Annotated in this window: 18 protein-coding genes and 1 pseudogene; 3 read left to right on the top strand and 16 right to left on the bottom strand. The window is 63.3% G+C overall.

Annotated elements, in window-relative coordinates:
• Positions 1–9: 9 nt before the first annotated feature.
• The 5 genes from RIN79_RS17125 to RIN79_RS17105 all read right to left on the bottom strand — a co-directional run bounded on the left by RIN79_RS17125 (position 10) and on the right by RIN79_RS17105 (position 5,456).
• On the bottom strand, positions 10–846 hold the full coding sequence (locus tag RIN79_RS17125) for a carbohydrate ABC transporter permease (protein ID WP_309085889.1): 837 nt from the start codon (positions 844–846) through the stop codon (positions 10–12).
• Positions 843–1,709 carry a sugar ABC transporter permease gene (locus tag RIN79_RS17120; protein ID WP_309085888.1) on the bottom strand — a complete coding sequence of 289 codons (867 nt, stop codon included), beginning with the start codon at positions 1,707–1,709 and terminating at the stop codon, positions 843–845. The genes RIN79_RS17125 and RIN79_RS17120 overlap by 4 nt, the downstream gene beginning before the upstream one ends.
• Before the next feature lie 80 nt (positions 1,710–1,789).
• Positions 1,790–3,073: an extracellular solute-binding protein gene (locus RIN79_RS17115; protein WP_309085887.1), complete on the bottom strand. Its 1,284-nt coding sequence runs from the start codon at positions 3,071–3,073 to the stop codon at positions 1,790–1,792.
• Between the two features lie 107 nt (positions 3,074–3,180).
• Positions 3,181–4,722, bottom strand: a complete 1,542-nt coding sequence (gene treF / locus RIN79_RS17110) for an alpha,alpha-trehalase TreF (protein ID WP_309085886.1) — start codon at positions 4,720–4,722, stop codon at positions 3,181–3,183.
• A gap of 32 nt (positions 4,723–4,754) precedes the next feature.
• Positions 4,755–5,456 (bottom strand): GntR family transcriptional regulator, encoded by a 702-nt coding sequence (locus tag RIN79_RS17105; RefSeq protein WP_309085885.1) that lies wholly within the window; start codon positions 5,454–5,456, stop codon positions 4,755–4,757.
• A 674-nt stretch (positions 5,457–6,130) separates the two neighbouring features.
• On the opposite strand from RIN79_RS17105, the gene RIN79_RS17100 reads away from it, so the two are divergent.
• Entirely contained in the window at positions 6,131–6,361 is a 231-nt protein-coding gene (locus RIN79_RS17100; protein ID WP_309085884.1) for a helix-turn-helix domain-containing protein, read from the top strand.
• A 62-nt stretch (positions 6,362–6,423) separates the two neighbouring features.
• Positions 6,424–6,630: a JAB domain-containing protein gene (locus RIN79_RS17095; RefSeq protein ID WP_309085919.1), complete on the top strand. Its 207-nt coding sequence runs from the start codon at positions 6,424–6,426 to the stop codon at positions 6,628–6,630.
• Between the two features lie 63 nt (positions 6,631–6,693).
• Here RIN79_RS17095 and RIN79_RS17090 read toward each other — a convergent pair whose 3' ends face one another.
• The 8 genes and pseudogenes from RIN79_RS17090 to RIN79_RS17055 form a co-directional block, all read right to left on the bottom strand.
• Positions 6,694–9,369: a molybdopterin-dependent oxidoreductase gene (locus RIN79_RS17090; protein WP_309085918.1), complete on the bottom strand. Its 2,676-nt coding sequence runs from the start codon at positions 9,367–9,369 to the stop codon at positions 6,694–6,696.
• Between the two features lie 2 nt (positions 9,370–9,371).
• On the bottom strand, positions 9,372–9,701 hold the full coding sequence (gene nirD, locus RIN79_RS17085) for a nitrite reductase small subunit NirD (RefSeq protein WP_309085917.1): 330 nt from the start codon (positions 9,699–9,701) through the stop codon (positions 9,372–9,374).
• Positions 9,702–9,709: 8 nt separating this feature from the next.
• Positions 9,710–12,154 (bottom strand): nitrite reductase large subunit NirB, encoded by a 2,445-nt coding sequence (gene nirB, locus RIN79_RS17080; RefSeq protein ID WP_309085883.1) that lies wholly within the window; start codon positions 12,152–12,154, stop codon positions 9,710–9,712.
• A gap of 38 nt (positions 12,155–12,192) precedes the next feature.
• Positions 12,193–13,458 carry a nitrate/nitrite transporter gene (locus tag RIN79_RS17075; RefSeq protein ID WP_309085882.1) on the bottom strand — a complete coding sequence of 422 codons (1,266 nt, stop codon included), beginning with the start codon at positions 13,456–13,458 and terminating at the stop codon, positions 12,193–12,195.
• 355 nt (positions 13,459–13,813) lie between these two features.
• Positions 13,814–15,057: pseudogene (locus RIN79_RS17070) on the bottom strand (CmpA/NrtA family ABC transporter substrate-binding protein).
• Positions 15,054–15,644, bottom strand: coding sequence for an ANTAR domain-containing response regulator (locus tag RIN79_RS17065; RefSeq protein WP_309085881.1), 591 nt, complete (start codon positions 15,642–15,644; stop codon positions 15,054–15,056). Before RIN79_RS17065 ends, RIN79_RS17070 begins: the two are co-directional and overlap by 4 nt.
• Positions 15,645–15,727: 83 nt before the next feature.
• A complete protein-coding gene (locus tag RIN79_RS17060) occupies positions 15,728–16,306 on the bottom strand; it encodes a sigma-70 family RNA polymerase sigma factor (RefSeq protein ID WP_309085880.1) in 579 nt (192 codons plus the stop codon).
• Positions 16,307–16,509: 203 nt separating this feature from the next.
• Positions 16,510–17,070 (bottom strand): GNAT family N-acetyltransferase, encoded by a 561-nt coding sequence (locus RIN79_RS17055; RefSeq protein WP_309085879.1) that lies wholly within the window; start codon positions 17,068–17,070, stop codon positions 16,510–16,512.
• Between the two features lie 227 nt (positions 17,071–17,297).
• Between RIN79_RS17055 and rirA the strand changes: the two genes are divergently transcribed.
• Positions 17,298–17,765 carry an iron-responsive transcriptional regulator RirA gene (gene rirA, locus RIN79_RS17050; protein ID WP_309085878.1) on the top strand — a complete coding sequence of 156 codons (468 nt, stop codon included), beginning with the start codon at positions 17,298–17,300 and terminating at the stop codon, positions 17,763–17,765.
• Between the two features lie 4 nt (positions 17,766–17,769).
• Here the strand turns inward: rirA and RIN79_RS17045 are convergent, their stop codons facing one another.
• From RIN79_RS17045 to RIN79_RS17035, 3 genes are read right to left on the bottom strand one after another with little or no spacing between them, the layout of a single operon-like run.
• On the bottom strand, positions 17,770–18,561 hold the full coding sequence (locus RIN79_RS17045; RefSeq protein ID WP_309085877.1) for a heme ABC transporter ATP-binding protein: 792 nt from the start codon (positions 18,559–18,561) through the stop codon (positions 17,770–17,772).
• An 11-nt stretch (positions 18,562–18,572) separates the two neighbouring features.
• A complete protein-coding gene (locus RIN79_RS17040) occupies positions 18,573–19,667 on the bottom strand; it encodes an iron ABC transporter permease (RefSeq protein WP_309085876.1) in 1,095 nt (364 codons plus the stop codon).
• 3 nt (positions 19,668–19,670) lie between these two features.
• Complete coding sequence (locus RIN79_RS17035) at positions 19,671–20,582, bottom strand: ABC transporter substrate-binding protein (protein ID WP_309085875.1); 912 nt, start codon at positions 20,580–20,582, stop codon at positions 19,671–19,673.
• Positions 20,583–20,586: the final 4 nt, after the last annotated feature.

The following is a 20,586-nucleotide window of genomic DNA, read 5'->3' as shown; positions in this document are numbered from 1 at the left end:
ACTGCGACATCATTTCGTTGATCCAGCGGTCAGCCCTGCGATCACCTGACGCTGAAGCGCCAGAAACACGACGATGGGCACCAACATGACAAGTGTCGCCCCAGCCAGTGCGCCGGTGACGTTGAACCGGAACTGCGATCTGAATCCGGCGAGCGCGATTTGAGCGTTCTGGTTTTCCTGCGAGGTGGTAAGGAGGTTGGCGAAGAAGAAGTCATTCCAGATAATCACAAAGGCCACCACGGCGGCGGTCGCCAGCGCGGGGCGGCATAACGGCACGATAATCTGGAGCACGATACGGAAATACCCGGCGCCGTCGATCAGCGCTGCCTCTTCCAGATCAGTCGGGAGACTGAGTAGGAATGAGCGTAGAATGACGAAAGACAAGGGGAACAGTTGCGCGCTGTAGAAGATAATCAATCCCCATTTTGTATCGAACAGTCCGAGCGCGCGCATGATGAAAAACTCTGGTACCGCAAGGCCCACCACGGGTAGTGCGAGCGCCAGGCTGATAAGCGCAACTAGCGTATTGCGGCCGGCAAAACGGTATCGCGCAAGCGGGTAGGCAGCCAGGGTGGCGACTGTCAGCGCACCCAGCGTGCCACCGGCCGCGTAGACCAATGTGTTGAGCAGATACTCGTGCAGGCGTACCTGCGCAAAGGCATCGACGTACCCCTGCAACGTAAATGGAGACGGCAGGAGTCCCGAACCGGAGAAGATTTGACGCGCAGTCTTGAAGGAAGACAGCATCACCCATGCGGTAGGGCCGAGCGCGACAAGTGCCGCAAGCGCGAGCGTACTGTAGATGGCAAGGGTAGATAGAGACTGTCGGAAAGAAGGGAGATTCATTGAGCTCTCTCTCCGAGTCGGAATAGACGGCTAACCGAGAGGATGAGAACCAGCCCGATCAGCAGGATCGTAGATCCTATTGCGCTCGCAAAGCCCCATTCGCCGCTCAGATAAGCGCGATAGCCGTACAGCGCCAAGGTAACGGTTGAATCGTTCGGCCCGCCGAGGGTGAGGATGTAGACAATGTCGAATAACCCAATGTCCGACAGTAATCGGATGAGCACGCAGGTGCCGATGGCATTACGGAGCAACGGAAGAGTGATGTAGCGGTGCAGCCGCCACCCTTGGGCGCCATCGCATTCCGCAGCTTCGTAAAGTTCCTTAGGGATACTGGCGATCTCAGCCATGACCACAATCATGGTGAAGCCGAGGACGAAGGCGAAGGTGCCAGCAATTGCAAAGCGTGCGGTCGATGTATCAAACAGCCAGTCATGCCGGCTAGCAAAGCCGAACAGAGCCAGAATGTCGTTAAGTAGGCCAAAGCGAGGGTTGTAGAACATTGAAAACACGAGCGCGAAAGCCGCGCCCGAAATAACCCAAGGGACGAAGATGATCGCCCGGAACACCTTCCAGCCGCGAATCTTCTGGGCCAGGATTATCCCGATCAGGCAGCCGAGCGGCACCTGTACGAAAACGCCGACCGCACTGTAGAAGACTGTGTTGCCGGCGGCCCTCCAAAACACGAAGTCGGCCAGCATGCGCTGGAAATTCTCTAGTCCCGTGAATCTGAACTCTAGGCCGCTCCATTCGGAGAAAGAGGAAGTGACTAACAAGGCGAAAGGCACGACGAAAAAGGTCGCAAACAAGGCCACGCCGGGAGCGAGGGAGAGGGCAATTGGAAGCCGCATACCCGACCGGATCATTGCCGTATCTCTCCCGACTCGCGCCCGCCGCCATTTCAAACGCCAAGGGCAACGGACGGTCGCCATAGAGGAACTCATTGTTAGCCTCGGGGCTTAGCACCAGCGTCGTTGGCAAGACGCTGGAGGAAGGTCTCAGAGTTCAGTTCCCCTCGAACGTATGCCGGCCAGAGATTTCTCCAGGCCTCCAGGAAAAGGCCGGGCGCATGGACCCGCCAATGCGGATAGGTGAAGGCGAGCGAGTCTGCTTGCTCGGCGAGCGTCGAGCCGAGGGGCTCGAGGTTACTCGCCACGATAGCTTCGGGCTCGATCTTCACTGCTGGACGCGCGCCAGTTAGACGGGCTTGTTCCAACTGCTCTTCCGGCGACGACAGGAACTTGAGGAATGCCAGCACCGCCTCGGCTGTCTCATCATTTGCGGTATGGCCACTCGACCAGCCCGCTCCAGTGACAACGATGGCCCCCCGGGCGCCCGGCTCCCAGCCCGGCGACGGCGCATAGCCGGTCCTCTCATACAACCCCTCGATGGCGGCGTTGGTCCTTAGCTGCGTGTTCACCATCCAAGGACCGTTCGCTACCATCGCGGCCTCGCCACTCAGATAAGCAGCAGCCGCATTCTGGAAATCGCCCGAGAACGCGTCAGCGTTCACATACCCAGCGTTGTGCCAGCGCTTGAGCGTCTCGGTGGCCGTCACGACCGCCGGATTTAATGGGTAGTCATCGGCGTATCTTATCCCCTCCTGAAGGAAACCGTTCGCTTCGGGATGAGTGCCGATGAGGTTGGACCACATCAGGAGCGTTGACCATGCCCCATCCAGCGCGATGGCTATATGGCCGGCCGCCTTGAGTTTTTCTGCGGCAGCCTCAAAATCCTCCCATGTCTCGGGAAAGTCAGAGTAGCCAGCCGAGGCCAGCATATCACGATTATAGTAAATGCCGATCGCATCGCGCTGCTGGGGGATTGCCCAAATACGGCCATTGTCGTCCGAAAGTGCGGAAAACACGTCTTTCGCAAACGAGTCCCGCCAGGATATGTCAGTTGCTAGGTCCTGAGTCAGATCGCGCAGCTTGCCAGTCTGCCGGAGTTCCTTGATCTCGGAAGCGTTAAGCAGGAAGACGTCGGGAAGGTCGTCGGCCACGGCCAGGCGCTGATAATATTGAAGTCGTTCAGGACCGCCGGAATTAGCATATTGATTCTGCCTGACCTGAACGTGATACCGCCTCTCATGGGCGGTGTTGAACCGTTGAGTGGCCTCGTAGTTGTATTGCAAGAAGGGGTCGCTGGGGCTTTCCTGGCACGCTCCGCACGAAATGACGATTGGCTCACTAGCAACGGCGGTAGCCGCGGCCGCCAGCGTCACCGCCACGGCCGCGGGTCTCGCAAGCCGGGTCGTTCCGGAAAGCACGCGTCGGGATATTGAGCACATTTTCTTCCTCCCACTCTGATTTAGATAACTTTACCCACGCGCCGAGCTCAGGCGGGAGGTAGTATGGCAGGGGCGGGCGCAACGTCGCCCAGGCGCGAGTACTCGGGATACAAATCCATCAGCGCGGCAGTGACGCTCGCTGTCCACCCTTGTCCGCTCTGAACCGGGTAACCACCACCCCCTCCGGCCCGCGCGGCGACAAGGTCGTATTTTTCGAAGAGCCGCCCCGTTTCCAGATATACGCCGGCGACGGTATGCAGCCACCGCCGCGCAATCTCCTTAGCGAGAGCCTCAATCCCATATTCGCGCAGGCCGACTACGCCGATCCACTGCATGGCTGCAAATCCGTAAGGCGCGTCCCATTGTTCGCCGGTCGACCGGTCTGTGCTGGTTAGTCCGCCTGTGACCAAAAGGCTGGCTCGAACGCGGTGAGCCGTGCGAGTTGCTTGCTCGGGTGTGGCGAGCCTGGCAAATAGGGGCGCAAAGGCGGCAGCGGTCACTGCGTTACGCTTTTGGTTGACCATCCAGTCGTAGTCATCGAACAACCCTAGCGCCTCGTTCCAGAGCCAGGCATTCATCGCGGCGCGGCGCAAATCGGCACGCTCCTCGAACTCGGCGCCACCCTTACGATCTCCAGTGCGTTCGCATCCCTGCTGGATTGCTCTCTCAAGACCATACAGGAAGGCGTTGAGATCAGTCGGGATGATCGAGGTGGTGGCAATGCTTGCCATTGTCATACCGTCGGCAAACCAGCGCGAGCTAAAGTCCCAGCCGCTCTCAGCCCCTGCACGAATGTCGCGGAAAAGTTCCCGCTCGGGACGCGCGGAGGCGGCAGCAATCGAGAGGTCTCGAAAATAGGCCTCGTCCCTTGGGGTATCACGATCATCCCAGTAGCGGTTTAGGATGCTGCCATCTGGCATCATGACCGCATGCCGATACGCTTCTCCGGGTCTCAATGCTCCTTCCCCGCACATCCAGTAGGTATGTTCTTTCCTGAGCTGCGGCAGGTACTTGACGAAGGCCTCTGTCTCGTCCTCTGGCGCAAGCAGTCCGGCCATTTTGTAGAAAAGCGGCGGCTGGGACCGGCTGAGGTAATAGGTGCGGTTCCCGTTTGGCGCGTAGCCGAAACGATCGATGAGGTGAGCGATGTTTTCCGCCATCTCGCTTTGAAGCGCGATGCGCTGGGCCCCGAGCCCGATCATCAGGAAATAGGTGTTCCAGTAATATTGCTCGCGCCACATGCCGCCGGAGGTGATAAACCTTCCGGGAACAGGGATGAGCGAGGAGTTGGCGGCCGCATTTCGTGCGTCGGTTGTGGCCTGGTCCCAACGCGTCTCGATGTGAGCCCGCAGAGGGAGGAGTTCTTGTTCATTCACTTGAGGCAATGCATCCGAAGGTATCTCAAACCAGCGCCCCACGAAGGCCCGCAATTGATCGTCAGTGCGCGGCGGGTCATCCCTGAACTGCGTGAGAATGTTTTCAGGGCTGTCGAGTGGGATAGCGTCAGCAAACGGCTTCATTCTCTTAAACAAGCCACTCGATCCGACACAGTTATAAAGCTCTGGGAATAGAAGCGACGGCGGCACCATTGTTTCCTCCCTGACCATATTGCCCCGATTGCTCAACTAGTCTGCCGCCGTCGTGCCGAACCTCCGAAGCGCACATCGTGCGTTTCAGCGAGCCTTTCGAAAAGGTCATGCTTCGCACCGGTCAAATGAGCGTCCATAATCCGCGTCGCTTCTTCGCCGTCATTCCGGGAAAGCGCCTGGACGAGCTGATCGTGCTCGGCGGCCGCTTGCTGCAGACGGTCGCCACTGTAGCCAACGCGCAGCCGCTGGGCGTCCGGAACCTTGCTCTGCCGCTCAACGAAGCTGAGCGCGAGGTCGTTTTTGCTAAACCGATTGATCGCGCGGTGAAACCGCTTGTCGGCCTGCAGACATGGCGCAGTCTCGCCCTTATCCGCAGCCTTTCGAAACCGGTCAGCCTCCCCTCTAAGCAGCGGGATGGCCTCCGGCGTGACCGCTTCCGCCGCCTGCCGGACTAGCAACATCTCGAGAGCCTTGAGCATGTCATAGTGATCGGAGAGGAACTTCTCGTCGATGGCTTGGACCACTGCGCCTCTATTAGGCAGAACCTGTACCAAGCCTTCGCCCTGAAGGATGTGCAACGCCTCTCTGATGGGCATCTGGCTCGTTGCATACCGGTTGGCGAGTTCGAGCACCTTAAGTCTTTGCCCCGCCACGAAGGCACCCGCGAATATATCCTTCCTAATCAGGTCCGATATACGGATGTAAGTCGGGGTATTTGGAGCGACTTTAGACATTCGATCTATTCTCACCAGCGTCCTGGTTGCGAGTTTTAAGCATCACGAGTGTCGAGGAACGACAGCTTGCCACTCGAGGCCCCTCCACCCATCGTGGCAACGGGCGGGTGCACAAGGTAAGTTCCGCTGCCACTTTTTATCGATAATCGATAATCACTCTCGGCGCAAGGCCGGTGAGCGAATTTTCCCCTAATCACTTCGGCGTGCAGCGAGACGTGCTAGGCGTTGGAACGATCAAAAAATAGCGATTAGTCTAGCTGCTAAAGGAAGCCGAATTCGTCGACCTGAACGAGGAACCATTCGAACATCGGGGCGGGCCATGCGGCGCGGCGGGTCTTTCGACCGCGAACGGGGTGCGCAGCAACAAGTCACACGGTCATAGAGCGTCAGCAGCGGCGCGGCGGATCAAAGCAACTTGTCGAACTCCGGCAGGATCTGGAAGACGTCGCCACACACACCTACCCGCTTCCACAGCTCAGTACACGTGTTCTGGACAGGTCCGGGTCGGCTCAACAGGTCCTACTTATACAAGACACGCTCTATGAGACGTCCATAGCCGCCTCTGCGAATTTGCCGCCAAATTCCCGTCTTTGCGCGACTGCCGCTGCCACAATCTTCTGGCCGAGTGTGATTAAGCTTACCTACCGATACACCTAGACCACAGGGAGGTATCGGTGGAGTCACCCAAGTTCCTAACCGCTGAAGAGGTGTCGGATCGATATCGCGGCCAGATCAGCGTTGGTACATTGCGGAATTGGCGTGCAATGCGGGTTGGGCCCGACTTTGTAAAGATCGGCAAAGCGGTGCTTTACCCCGTCGAGGCGCTTGAGGCATGGGATCGGAAGAATATGATCATGTGCAGTGCGACAAGGCGACTTACCGTGATCTCCAGTGACGAAGCGTGACCGTCCGACCGCTCATTTGAAACGGCTCCCAGTAACATCCCCCAAGACCCCATCGAGATGAGATTTTCCTACATAAGATCAATATTTTGGCTAGAATGCGAAGCGGTCTGCACAATCACCCTTCAGGCGTCCCGACACCGTCACGCGCCGATATCGAGATGACGAAGACGATCATCACGACGGCCCAGCCCCTCGGCATCACCGTGCATGACCACATCATCATCGGCAAGAACGGCCATGCCAGCATGAAGGGGATGGCGCTGATTTGAGCGGGTGGTAAATGGCCGTGAAGTGCGGTACCGACCGGTACGCCATCCACTAATCACCACCAACTATTCCGCCGCCATCACCCCATTCGCCTCCACGATCGCGCGGATCTCGGCGCGGCAGGAGCCGCAATTCGTGCCTGCATAGAGCACCCTGCCGACAGCCTCGACGCTGCCGCAGCCTGACCTTGCGGCGGCGGTGATCTGGTTGATTCCCACGCCGAAGCAGGAGCAGACGATGGCGCCCGGATCAGGCCGGTCCGCGCCTGCCCTGCCTGCGACAACGCGGTAGCGCGCGCGAGCGTCCCGATGGACCTGCCCCAGCTGGGCGGAAGCGAAGCTGCGCGAGACGGCGACCGGGCCCGGCGAAAGGTAGAGGGCGCCGACGAGCCGCTCCCCCGCAAATGTGGCGAGGCGGTGGTCGCCCTTACGGTCATCATGATAGGCGATGATCTCCACGCTGCCGGGAAGACGCAGGAGGCGGCGAAAGAGCGTCTCGGCGCTTTCCGGAGGCACGGCATGCGCCATCTCGGCACGCCAGCCGTCCTCCGACCGCGCCAGCGCCCAATAGTCCAGCCCGTCCGGCGCCGGACGGGCGGTCGAGACCGCAAAACCGTAGAAGGAAGCTTGAAAGGGTTTTATGCGGACAGCGACGTTCTTCGAGGCGGGTTGCCCGGAGAACGGGTCGGTGACCGGCTCGATCAGCGCGGCGACGCGTCCCTTGGAGGCGAACTGATCCGTCCAGTGCATGGGCACGAAGACCGAGCCCCGGCGCTGCCTTGGCGAGATCAGCGCGCGCACGACGGCGGCCCCCTGCCGGCTTTCCACCCGCATCAGCTCCGCTTCGCCGATGCCGTGGCGGGCGGCGTCCTCGGGGTGGATTTCCGCAAAGGGCTCCGCCAGATGCGCGGAGAGCCGGGCGCTTTTGCCCGTCCGCGTCATCGTGTGCCAGTGATCGCGCACCCGGCCAGTGTTGAGTACCAGCGGGTACTCCGCATCGGTCACGCTACGCTGTCGTGCGGCAACGGCAACAAAGCGCGCGCGGCGGTCGGGCGTGTAGAAGCCGCCATCGGCGAAGAAGCGCAGGGCACCCTCTTCCTGCCTGCCGGTAGGCGCAGGCCACTGAAAGGGGCTCAATTCCCCATACTCCCGCGCCCCAATCCCCGCATACGCTCCAATGTCAAAATCCCGCGCGCCATCGTTCTCATAGGCCGACAGCGCCGCGTGTTCGCGGAAAATCTCGGCCGCACTCGAATAGGGAAAAGCCTCGGCAAAGCCCATGCGCCGGGCGACCTCGAGGATTTGCCACCAATCGGGTCGGGCCTCGCCGGGCGAGGGCAGGAACGGCCTTTGGCGGGAGATACGGCGCTCAGAATTGGTCACCGTGCCGTCCTTCTCGCCCCAGCCCGCGGACGGCAGCTTCACATGCGCATGGCGGATCGTGTCGGTGGCGCTGGAAATATCGGAAACGACGACGAAGGGGCAGGCCTTCAGCGCCTCCACCACCGCATCGGCATCGGGCATGCTGTCGGCCGGGTTGGTCGCCATGATCCAGAGCGCCTTGATGCGTCCGTCTGCCACGGCGCGAAACATATCCACCGCCTTGAGCCCAGGCTTCTCCGCCATGCGCGGCGCGCGCCAGAAGCGCTGCACCAGCTCACGATGCCAGGAGTTTTCGATGTCCATATGGGCGGCCAGCATGTTGGCGAGCCCGCCCACCTCGCGACCGCCCATGGCATTGGGCTGGCCGGTGACGGAGAATGGCCCCATGCCCGGCCGGCCGATGCGCCCGGTCGCCAGATGGCAGTTGATGATGGCGTTCACCTTGTCGGTTCCAACAGCCGATTGGTTCACGCCCTGGCTGTAGATCGTGACGGTGCGCGGATGCCGGGCGAAGAGTTCGTAGAAAGCCTCGACCTCCTGGGGCGTGAGGCCGGTCTCCGCCGCCACCCTTTGCGGCGTGAAAGGCTGGGCCGCCGCGAGCGCTTTGTTGAATCCGTTTGTGTGGTTTTCGACGTAGTCCCTCGCAACGACTCCGTTTTCCGCGAGGTGACGCAGTAGGCCGGCAAAGAGCACGGTGTCGCCATCGGCGGCTATCGCCAGGTGCAGGTCAGCGATGTCGGCCGTCATGGTGCGCCGCGGGTCAATCAGGACCACCTTAATCTCCGGCCGCCGCTCCTTGGCCGCCGCGAGCCGCTGGTAAAGCACTGGGTGGCACCAGGCGAGATTGGAGCCGACGAGCACCACAAGGTCGGCAAGCTCCAGGTCTTCATACGTGCCCGGCACCGTGTCGGAGCCGAAGGCGCGGCGGTAGCCGGCGACCGACGAGGCCATGCAGAGGCGCGAATTCGTATCGATATTAGCGGAGCCGATGAACCCCTTCATCAGCTTGTTCGCGATGTAGTAGTCCTCCGTGAGAAGCTGGCCCGAGACATAGAATGCAACAGAGTCCGGCCCGTGCTCGGTGATCGCCGCGGAAAATTTTTGCGCCACAAGATCGAGCGCCTCGTACCAACCGGCGCGGCGGCCCTCTATTTCCGGATAAAGCAGCCGCTCGTCGAGCCCAATGGTCTCTCCAAGGGCGGAACCCTTCGAGCAGAGCCGCCCAAAATTGGCGGGGTGGTCCGGATCCCCGCTGATCTTGACCGTGCCGTCGGCCTCCGGTTTGGCGATCACGCCGCAACCGACACCGCAATAGGGGCAGGTGGTGCGCACACCCTCCCCCCGCTGCACGTCTTCCATGCTCACGCCGCCTCCTCTGCGACGGCCGCGATGCCGAGCAGGATACGGTCGCCCTCAAGGCGCACAGGAAACGTAACGGTGGACCCCTCGTCAGCCCCCTGGGCGAGACCACTCTCTAACGAGATCACCCAATTGTGCAGCGGGCAGGTCACGCAACCATCATGCACGATGCCCTGGCTGAGCGGGCCGCCCCGATGCGGGCATTTGTCCTCCAGTGCAAAAACGCGGTCGTCGGCGGTGCGGAAGACCGCGATCGTCATACCGCCATTCTTCACGCAGCGCGCACCGCGCCGCGGGATGTCTTCGAGCCGGCCGATTGCGGCCCATTGCATCGTCTTCGTCATTCCGCCGGCTCCAGCGAAAGCGTGGCCATGGGCTTGAACTCGTGCTTGTCCTTGCCCGAGGCGCGCTCGGACCAGGGGTCCACCTGAGCGAATTTCTGGGAGAAGACAAAGCGGTCGTAAAAAGCTCTGCGCTTCTCCAGATCGTCGAGGATCTGGCGGCGGATTTCGTCATAGCCGATGCGCTTCGCCCATTTATAGATGCGCTCCAGATAGCGCGCCTGCTCGCGGTACATCTGCGTGAGCGCCACGATCACTTCCAGCGCCTCGTTTTCGGTCCTCACCAGGCCGAGTTTTTCCGTGCCCTTGATGTCCAGCCCGGCCGCACCCGCAAAGTGGATCTCGTAACCGGAATCCACGCAGATGACGCCGACATCCTTGCAGGTCGCCTCCGCGCAGTTGCGCGGGCAGCCGGACACGGCCATCTTTACCTTGGCGGGTGTCCACGAGCCCCACATGAATTTTTCGATACGGATGCCGAGGCCGGTCGAATCCTGCGTGCCGAAGCGGCACCAGTGGGAGCCGACGCAGGTTTTCACCGTCCTCAAGCCCTTGGCATAGGCGTGGCCCGAGACGAACCCGGCCTTGCCGAGTTCGGCCCAGACCTCCGGCAGGTCCTCCTTCTTGATACCGAGCATGTCGATGCGCTGGCCGCCGGTAACCTTCACCATCGGGATCTCGAACCTGTCGACCACGTCTGCGATGGCGCGCAGTTCCTTGGCGCTGGTGACACCGCCCCACATGCGCGGCACCACGGAATAGGTGCCGTCCTTCTGGATGTTGGCGTGCACACGCTCATTGATGAAGCGCGACTGGTAATCGTCCGCATATTCGTCCGGCCAATCGCAGACGAGGTAGTAGTTGAGCGCCGGCCGGCACTTCGCGCAGCCGCAGGAGGTTTTCCATTCCAGCTCCTGCATCACGGCGGGAATGGTTTTCAGCCCCTTCGCCTTGATCAGCCGGCGCACATCGTCATGCCCGAGATCGGTGCAGCCGCACATCGGCGTGACGGCGGCCGGATTGTAGGCATCGCCCAGCGTCAGCTTCATGAGCTGCTCGACCAGGCCCGTACAGGTGCCGCAGGAGGCGGAGGCTTTCGTGTGCGCCCTGACGCCGTCGAGCGTGGTCAGGCTCTTTTCGGTGATCGCACCGACGATCTTGCTCTTGCAAACGCCGTTGCAGCCGCAGATTTCCGCATCATCCGGCAAGGCTGCAACGGCCGCCATAGGGTCCAGCTTGCCCCCTCCTTGGTAGGCCTGGCCGAAAATGAGGGTCTCGCGCATCTCCGACACGTCGGTGTTCTTGCGCAGCATGTCGAAGAACCAGGCGCCGTCGGCGGTCTCGCCGTAGAGCACCGCGCCGAGGATGTGGTTCTCCTTCAGCACCAGGCGCTTGTAGATGCCGGCGGAGGCATCGCGCAGCACGATCTCCTCGCGGTCCGGCGCATCGGCGAAATCGCCGGCGGAGTAGAGGTTGACGCCGGTGACCTTGAGCTGCGTCGCCGTCTCGACCGGGCGGAAGGCCGCTTTCTCGCCAAGAAGCGTCTTCGCCGCCACCTTGGCCATGTCGTAGAGCGGCGCCACGAGGCCGTAGCAGATGCGCTCGTGCTCCACGCATTCACCGATGGCGAGAATGTCGGGCTCGGAGGTCATCAGCTGGTCATCGACGACGATGCCGCGCTCCACATAGAGGCCGGCATCGGTGGCAAGGCGCACTTCCGGGCGGATGCCCACGGCCATGACGACGATATCGGCGGGATAGATGGTGCCGTCTTCGAGCAGCACCGCTTCCGCACGGTCGGTGCCGAGAACGGCCTTGGTCTGCGCCTTGCAGTGGATCTTTATGCCCCTGCCCTCCAGCTCCTTCTGCAGCAGATAGCCGGCGGCGGGATCGAGCTGGCGCTCCATGAGGTGACCCATGAGATGGAGCACCACAACTTCCATGCCGCGCAGGCGGAGGGCCGCCGCTGCCTCAAGCCCAAGCAGGCCGCCGCCGACGACCACCGCTTTGGCGTTCGGCTTCTTCGCCGCGGCCACCATCGCTTCGACATCGTCGAGATCGCGGAAGGCGCGCACGCCGGGAAGGTCCCGGCCGGCGATCGGGATGATGAAGGGCGCCGAGCCGGTGGCGATCACCAGCTTGTCGTAGGGCGTCTCGCCGCCCCTGGAGAAAACCACCTTTGCCTTGCGGTCGATCCTGGTGACCGTCTCCCCGAAGCGGCAGGCGACGTCGTGCGCCGCGTACCAGTCACCATCATGGGTGACGATCTGGTCAAACGTCTTTTCCCCGGCGAGCACGGGCGAAAGCATGATGCGGTTGTAATTGCCGCGCGGCTCGGCCCCGAAGAGGGTCACGTCGAACGCGCCGGGAGCGGCCTCGAAGAGGTGCTCGAGCATGCGGCCCGAGGCCATGCCGGCGCCGACGACAACGAGTTTCTGCGTCATGTGGCCAATCATTCCTTTTCTTTGTCGCGAGGCGGCTTTCATGCGGGCTGCAGCCGCGCCTGCCGCTCCATCCGGCGAATGGCGTAGTGCATCCAGGCGAGCGAGACGGCGATGATGACGAAGAGCGCCATGAAACAGCTCGTCCAGAGGCCAGTGAGGTCGTTGAGAAAGCCGAAGAGGAGGGGCAGGACGAAGCCGCCCAAACCTCCGATCATGCCGACTAGGCCGCCCACCGCGCCGACATTCTGCGGATAGTAGACGGGGATGTGCTTGTAGACTGCCGCCTTTCCGAGGCTCATGAAGAAGCCGAGCACGAAGACCACGGCGATGAAGGCCGTCGGACCGACCTCGAAATGCGAGGCAATCGGGCCGTTCACGCCGTGCACCACATAGTCGGTCGGGGGGATGGACAGGATCAGCGTGCAAACGGCCGAGACGGCAAAGGTCCAGTACATGATGGTGCGTGCACCGGTGCGGTCGGAGAGCGCCCCGCCATAGGCGCGGAAGATTGAGGCGGGGATGGAATAGGCCGCGCCGATCATGCCCGCGGTGGCAAGGTCGAAGCCGTAGACGCCGATCAGATAGCGCGGCAGCCAGAGCGAGAGAGCGACGAAGGCGCCGAAGACGAAGAAGTAGTAGAGTGCGAAGCGCCAGACCTGCAGATTCCTGAGAGGCTCGAACTCCGACGCGAGGCTGCGGCGGACTGCCTGGCCGGCGCGCTGTGCACGGATCACCGGATCGTCGGCGGTCGTGAACCAGAAGACGATGGCCATGATCACGAGCGCCAGGGCCCAGGCCTGCGCCACCGCCTCCCAGCCCCAGGCTATGAGCACGAAAGGCGCCAGGAACTTCGTCACCGCCGCGCCGACATTGCCGACGCCGAAGATGCCGAGCGCAGTGCCCTGCCGGCTTTGCGGGTAGAAGCGCGAGACATAGGCGACGCCCACGGCGAAGGAGCCGCCGGCAAGACCAACGCCGAGAGCGGCGATGAGCATCTGGCCATAGGTGTGGGCGAAGGAGAGGAGAAAAGTGGCGATCGCCGCCGCGAGCATGGTGATGGTGTAGACGAGGCGGCCGCCATAGCGGTCCGTCCAGATGCCGAGGGCCAGGCGCACCAGCGAGCCCGTGAGCACGGGCATGCCGACGAGTAGGCCGAACTCGGTTTCACTCAGGGAGAGCTCATCCTTGATCCGCACGCCGATGATGGAAAAAATGGTCCAGACGGCGAAGCAGACCGTAAAGGCGATCGTGGACATGGTGAGCGCGCGGGCTGGCGCGCTATGGGCTGGCTGAAATGCGGTCATCGTGGCTCCATCCAACTGCCTGTGCTTGAGGGTGGCTCCAAACGGAAAAGCTGCCGGCCAGGGCACGCCCCCGCGCGACGGAGCGGGTGCGAGCCTGATCGGCAGCTTTGCCTCGAGCGCCCTTCATTGGACGCCTTCTTGGTATCCCCTCTGGGTTCCCGCACATAGCTATGCATGCGGCGTGCCAGTTTGAGAGAGAAGGAACTTATCGTTGATTCGCAAGGCGCTAGACGGAACGAGCGCCGGCAGACGAGTCACCTCGCCGCGCCAGGCTGATGAGGAATGCTGCACGGCGGAGCACAACAATTAAGCAGAAAGTGGGAGTGCTTAATAGTTAGGCGGAAGCCTTGAGCCTTCAGCTGTCAACGGTCGGCGTTGGCCGGCGTTGGCGCGCTATATAGTCGTCGAGCTTCTCCGGATCGAACACGGCGCCGTCGAAGAAGCCGTCGGGGCCGAGGATCAGCCTTCCCGAAGGCGTTCCCACGGGTGTCGGAGCGGTAAGCGCCCCTTCCACCTTCATATTGGCCGAGGGAACCGGCGCGCCGAGAAGGCCAAGCGCCGCGCGATAAAGGTCAGGCCGGAAGGAGCGCCGCGCCCGCAGCGCATTTTCCTCCCCGTGGGCTATCTGTCCCCAGCGCACCATCTGCGAATAGAACCACAGCGCATGGCTTTGCCAGGGAAAGGTGGCGGCCTTGTCCGCCGTCAGGAAGAAATTGGGAAAGGCGCGGATGCCGTTGCCCGTATCGAGCCTGCCCTCGAGTGCGCCGAGCAGGAGGCGTGCCGGCTGGTTCAGATAGGCCGGGCCGGAAAGGATCTCCGCCAGTTCCTCCCTATTCTGCGGCTCCGCTACCCAGGCCGCCGCGCGGTAGAGAGCGCGCAGGAGGGAGGAAAGGAGCGCCCCATGCGCGTCGGCCCAGTCCGCTCGCACGCCCAGCACCTTTTCCGGGCTGGACTTCCAGATGGCCGCCTTCACGGTGGCGATATGCGCATGGCCGGCGGCTACGGCGACGCTGTTCCACGGCTCGCCGACGGCAAACCCGTCGATGCGGCCGGCGGCTAGCGCATCCGGCATCAGCGGCGGCGGCACGATGGTAAGGTCCACGTCGCGCTCGGGGTCGATGCCGCAGGCGGCCACCAGTAGCGCAGCTCGAAATTATGGGCCGAATGGGGATGCACGACCGCAAATCGCAAGCGCTCGGTGCCGGCCGCCTGTCGCGCCGCGATCACCCTGCCGAGCGCGGCGCCTGCGGCAGCGGGATCATTCGCCTCCCCTGCCCCGGCATCGGCCATCGCCGCCCAGAGCTCGTTGCTGACGCTGATGGCGTTGCCGCCAAGCCCAAGCGCCATAGGGGCAATGAGATCGAGGCGCATCGGCGTCAGGCCCAGATTGGCCGCAATGGGCATCGGCGCCAGCATATGCGCCACCTGGAAATGGCCGACTGCGATCCGGTCGCGGATATTGGCCCAGGAGCTTTCACGGACCAGGGCGAGATCGATCCCCTCGCCCGCGGCAAAGCCTTTCTCTCTGGCCGCAACCAGCACGGCGCTGTCGGTGAGCGGCAAGAACCCGGCGGTGATTGCCTCTGCCATTGCCGTCATTCCTTCAACAGCCCGGCAGCCAGGATCAGGCTCTGGGCGATTTCGGAGATTTTTCTGTTCTGGTTCATCGCCGTGCGGCGCAGTAGCGTGTAGGCCTCGTCCTCCGACAGCCCGCGCGAGCGCATGAGGATGCCCTTGGCGCGGTCCACGAGCTTGCGGTTTTCGAGTTCGCTTTTTGCCTCCTCCAACTCGCGCGCCATGCGCGAATAGGCGTTGAAGCGGCTGACCGCCATGTCGACGATCGGTTTCACGCGCTCCTGCCGCAGGCCGTCGACCACATAGGCCGAGACCCCGGCCTCGACTGCCGCCTCGATGGCGCTCGCATCCGAGTGGTCGACGAACATGGCGATGGGCCGCTTCACCGCGCGCGACAGGCTGAACATGTTCTCCAGCATGTCGCGGTTGGGATTTTCCAGGTCTATGACGATAACGTCCGGCTCGATTTCGGCGATGCGTTGGGCGATGCCGTTCACATCCCGCACGAGGGTGACGCTCGCATAGCCTGCCTCGCGCAGCCCCGCCTCGATGATGGCGGCACGCACGGCGTTTTCATCGATGACAAGGACGGTGAGCGGGCGGGGCGGCATGCCTCTATTTTGCGCATGCACAATGATTGTGCAATGCAAAAAAAAATCTACCCCGCGTAGGGTTTTCCTACGCGGAGGAGACGTCAGGCGTAGAAAATTCCGTTGTCGCTTCCGGGGCTGGCTTCCTCCCGCTCCACGGCGGAGAGGCTGGATTTTTCGCCCAGCTCGGCGAGCAGCCGCAGGCGGGCGCGGTTGAGCCGGCTCTTGATCGTGCCTATCGCGCAGTTGCAGATCGTCGCGGCTTCCTCATAGCTCATGCCGAGCACGCCGATCAGCATCATCACCTCGCGCTGCTGCTCGGGCAGGCGCTGGATAGCGTTGTGGATCTCCAGCCCGCGCGCCGACCACTCCTGCGTGGCGTTGACTACGGGACGCGCGGAGACGCAGTCGGCCGAGCCGGGCGCCTCGCGTTTGGCTACCTTGATCTTCGTGTAGAAGGTGTTGCGCATGATGGTGAAAAGCCAGGACTTCATGCTGGTCCCGGCTTCGAACTGATGGAGATGCGCAAGTCCCTTTGTAAGCGTTTCCTGCACCAGGTCGTCGGCGTCGTTGGGGTCCCGATAGAAGGTCCTCGCAAAAGCGCGCAGCGCAGGAATCAAATCGACGATCTCGGAGCCGGGATGCCTTTGGGCGCTGTCTCTCAAATGCTGGGACGAGGCCATTCAAATCCCTTCTCTTTCGACGAAGCTTTCGGCTGTTTGCGGGATTAATGCGCGATAGCTCCGGGAGTTCCAAAGCCGCGAGCAAGTCGCCGACAGCCCGCAAGGCCGGCGATTCGCAACGTCGTGCGGCATGGAGGTGGCCCGGCCCAGCCAAGGATTCTTCAGGGTGCGGCGCAACCATGCCGCGCAAGCGGGCGATCGCCTCAGGCCGGGAAGGCGTAGCCGCCCACCGGCGGAAGATATGCAAAGCCCGCCCCGGGCTCGTGGAGGGAGGGCGGATCGAGCTCGATGATGCCGACCGTCTCCCCTTCCCCGAAGCTGAGCTTGGCGGCGAATTTACGCGCCAGCGCCCGCATGGCATCATTGTTGGGGTGGGTGGTCACGCGCAACTGGGTATAGCCCAGCGAGCGGGCATGCGCGATGAGCAGCTCGAAAAGGCGGCTCCCGAGCCCGCGGTGCTGCAACGGCCGTTCAACACTGAAGGCGATCTCGCCGGTCGGTGGATCGAGTTCGGGCCGCTCGTGCAGCTCGGCCGCGCCGAGCACCCGACCGTTCTCCACATAGCCTATCACGGTCGCTCCCTGCTGGAAGCTGCGCGCGGCATAGTCCTGCAGGAACGCGTCGCTGATCGCGCCGTTGAAGCGGTCACGCCGGCTTTCCCCGTCAAGCCGCAGCAGGTGCTCACGGAAGAGGCCGAGCTCGGACGGCCTCAGCCGTCTGACGACGCCCGAGGGTCTGCCCGCAGGACTTGTTTGTTGAACCATGAAGCCGCACTCCTTCCGGGTTCCTCCCCGAAACCGTTCGACCGTTGGCAGGAATATGTGGCCTCCGCGCCTGTTTACAACCACGGCTTGGCGCATCGCCGAATTGCAGGCAGCGCATGGCTTTGACCGCTTTCCTGACAAAAGAGATCATATTTGAGAAACATCTCTGGAATTGTTCTAATCTATAGTCCATATTGCGCTTCACCTGACGCGAGAGAAGGCATGCCATGCGGCTTACCCGGCAAACGAACTATGCGATCCGTATCCTGATGTATTGCGCGGCCAACGAGGGTCGCCTCAGCCGGATTCCCGACATCGCGCAGGCCTACACGCTGTCGGACCTTTTCCTCTTCAAGATTCTCCAGCCGCTGGTGGAAGCGGGCCTGGTTCAGACGGTGCGCGGCCGCAGCGGCGGCGTGCGTCTGGCCAAGCCGGCCGAGGACATCACGCTCTACGACGTGGTGCGCGTGACGGAGGAGAATTTCGCCATGGCCGAGTGCTTCGAGAATGACGGGTCGGAATGCCCGCTGGTCGACGGCTGCGGACTGAACGAGGCGCTGCGCAAGGCGCTGGGCGCCTTCTTCGAGGTGCTTGCCTCCTATTCGATCCAGGACCTGGTCGACGCGCGGCCGAATATGCGCGACCTTCTGGGCCTCAACCTGCCGCAGCCCGCGCCGGTGGCTCTACCCGGCTAGACAGCTACGCGACGGCTGCCTGGGGCAGCACGAAGGGTATCCGGCCGGAGGGAACGGCGCCTACCTTCAACGAGCAGTCGAAGACATCCGAAAGCAAGCTTTCGCGCATCACCTCCTCGGGCGTGCCGGCGGCGGCGCTCCTGCCTTTGTGCATCACATGGACCCGATCTGCGAAGGCGGCGGTCAGGTTGAGGTCATGCAGCACGGCCACCACCCCGCCGCCGCGCTCGGCGAACTCGCGCGCGATCTTCATGACCAGGAACTGGTGCTTGATGTCGAGGCTGGAGACCGGCTCGTCGAGCAGCAGATAGCGCGGCTTTCCTTCCAGAACCGGCATCCAGACCTGGCAGAGCACGCGCGCAAGCTGCACGCGCTGCTGCTCGCCGCCCGAGAGCTCCTGATAGAAGCGACCGGTAAAGCCGGCGAGATCCACCTTGGCAAGCGCCCGTTCGGGCAGATGGGCATCCTGGCCGGGAAGCGCCCCCGAGCGGCCGCCCAGCAGGCCGAGCCGCACCACCTCGCGCACCGTGTAGGGGAAGGACAATGTCGCCGATTGCGGCAGAACGGCGCGCAGGGCCGCGGCTTCGGCGGGCCTAAGGGCCGAGAGCTCGCGGCCGTTGATGCCGATAAAGCCCGTATAGGGCAGATCGCCGGACAGCGCCTTGATCAGCGTCGACTTTCCCGAGCCGTTGGGACCGACGATCGCCGTCACATGGCCAGGTTCGGCCGAAAAATCGAGGCCCGCGAGGATGCGCTTGCCGCCGAGGGAGACGCTGACATTGCTGACTTCGATCATGGATGGCTTCCTTAGAGATCGACGAGGCCCCGCCGGCGCAGGAGCACCCACAGGAAGAAGGGTGCGCCGAAGATGGCCGTCACGATGCCGATCGGCAGCTCGGCCGGCGCGACGATGGTGCGGCTCACCGCATCCGCGAGAAGAAGCAGGCTCGCGCCGAGCAGGGCCGAGGCGGGCAGCAGGTAGCGATGGTCCGGCCCAATGACGAGCCGCAAAAGATGCGGGACGACAATCCCGACGAAGCCAATGCCGCCGGACACGGCAACGGCAGCGCCCGTCGCCGCGGCGACGCAGAGGACGGCCAGCGCCTTGACGCGCTGGACGGGCACGCCGAGGTGCCGCGCGGACGCTTCGCCGAGAGACAGTGCATCGAGCCCGCGTGCCAGGAAGGGCGTGGCCGCGAGCGCGGCGAGGATGATGGGGGCGACTGCCAGGATCTTCGTCCAGGTTGCCCCACCAAGGGAGCCAAGGCTCCAGAAGGTCAAGTCGCGCAGCTGCTGGTCGTCGGCGCGGTAGATGAGGATGCCGGCAATAGCGCCGGCCAGTGCGGCGAGCGCAATGCCGGCAAGCAGCATCGTGGCGACCGAGGTCTGGCCGCGCCGTGTTGCGATCCGGTAGAGGATCAGGGTGGTGACCAGTCCGCCCCCGAACGCCGCCAGCGGCAGCGCATGGATGCCAAGCAGGTCGACCGCCGGCCGCAGGATTGTCCCGCCAAGCACGATGACCGTTATGGCCCCGAGGCTCGCGCCGGCGGAAACCCCGACCAGCCCCGGGTCGGCCAGCGGGTTGCGGAACAGGCCCTGCATCAGCGCGCCGGAGACCGCCAGCGCCGCGCCGACTAGGATGCCGAGCGCTACGCGCGGCAGGCGTATCTCTTGGACGATGAGGCGGTCGCGGGCGGTGAGCGCGTCCTGAGGACCGGCGCGGAACCAGCCGTCGATCACCGCCAGGGCCGAGGCGTCCGACGCCCCCGTGGCGACGCTGAATGCGGCGACCGAGACGAGCAGCAGCGCCAGGAGGACGAGCACCAGCCGGGCGCGGGCGGACCGGTCGCCTTCCGGCGCATGGATCATCGCGCGCAGCGACATCTCGGCCGGACGCGGCATCGGCTAGTTCGCCGGCGGCGTGGGGTAGAGCGCCGCGGCGAGATCCCGCACCGCGGCTGCCGTGCGTGGCCCGAAGCCGAGCAGGTAGCTGCCGTCCATGCGCACCAGCGTCCTGCTCTGCCCCGCGGGGGTTGGGGCGATTGCCGGATGGGCAAAGAAATCCTCGCCCGAAGCACCGTGCTCGCCGCCCCTGTCCATCATCAGGATAACGTCCGGCTGCGCCTGGATGACGGCTTCCTCGGACACCTTCTTGTAGCCGGCAAATGAATCGATGGCGTTGACGCCTCCGGCCATCTCGATGACGCCGTCGGCCGCCGTGCCCGTACCGGAGGCAAGGATCCGGCCGCCCTGCATGCTCAGGATGAAGAGCACGCGCTTGCGCTCGGCCACACCCTGGGTCAGCGCCTCCGCCGTATCGATCTCGCGGCCCACGCGCTCCGCAAGCTCCTCCGCCTTGGCCGGGCTGCCGAGCGCCGCGCCGACAAAGCGGATTTTCCGCAGGATGCCGTCGCGATCATAGGACTCGGGGACGACAACGAGAGGGATGCCCCCATTGCCGAGCACATCCATCGCCTCCGGCGGCCCGCTCCCATGGAGCGCGATGATGCCCGTCGGCGCAACCGAAAGAACGCCCTCCGGCGCGAGCTGGCGCATATAGCCGACATCGGGGATTTCCGCCGCCTCCGGCGGATAGGTGCTGGTGGAATCGCGGCCGACAAGCCGCTTCTCCTCGCCGAGGGCGAAGACGATTTCCGTCAGCGAGCCGCCGATCGTCACCAGGCGGGAGGGATCGGGCAATGCCTGCGGCAGATCCTCCGCCATCGTCCCGCCGGCAGGGAGGAAGGACGCCATCAGGAGGGCGAAGCCGGCGAGCGCCGCCTTCTCCGCTGTTCTCAATCGAAGGAGTTCTGGCATCTGG

Origin of the sequence: Chelativorans sp. (assembly GCF_031180965.1) — a bacterium.
Classification (GTDB): Bacteria; Pseudomonadota; Alphaproteobacteria; order Rhizobiales; family Rhizobiaceae; genus Chelativorans.
The sequence above is the reverse complement of the archived record's forward strand: the minus strand, read 5'-3'. Positions and strand labels throughout refer to the sequence as shown.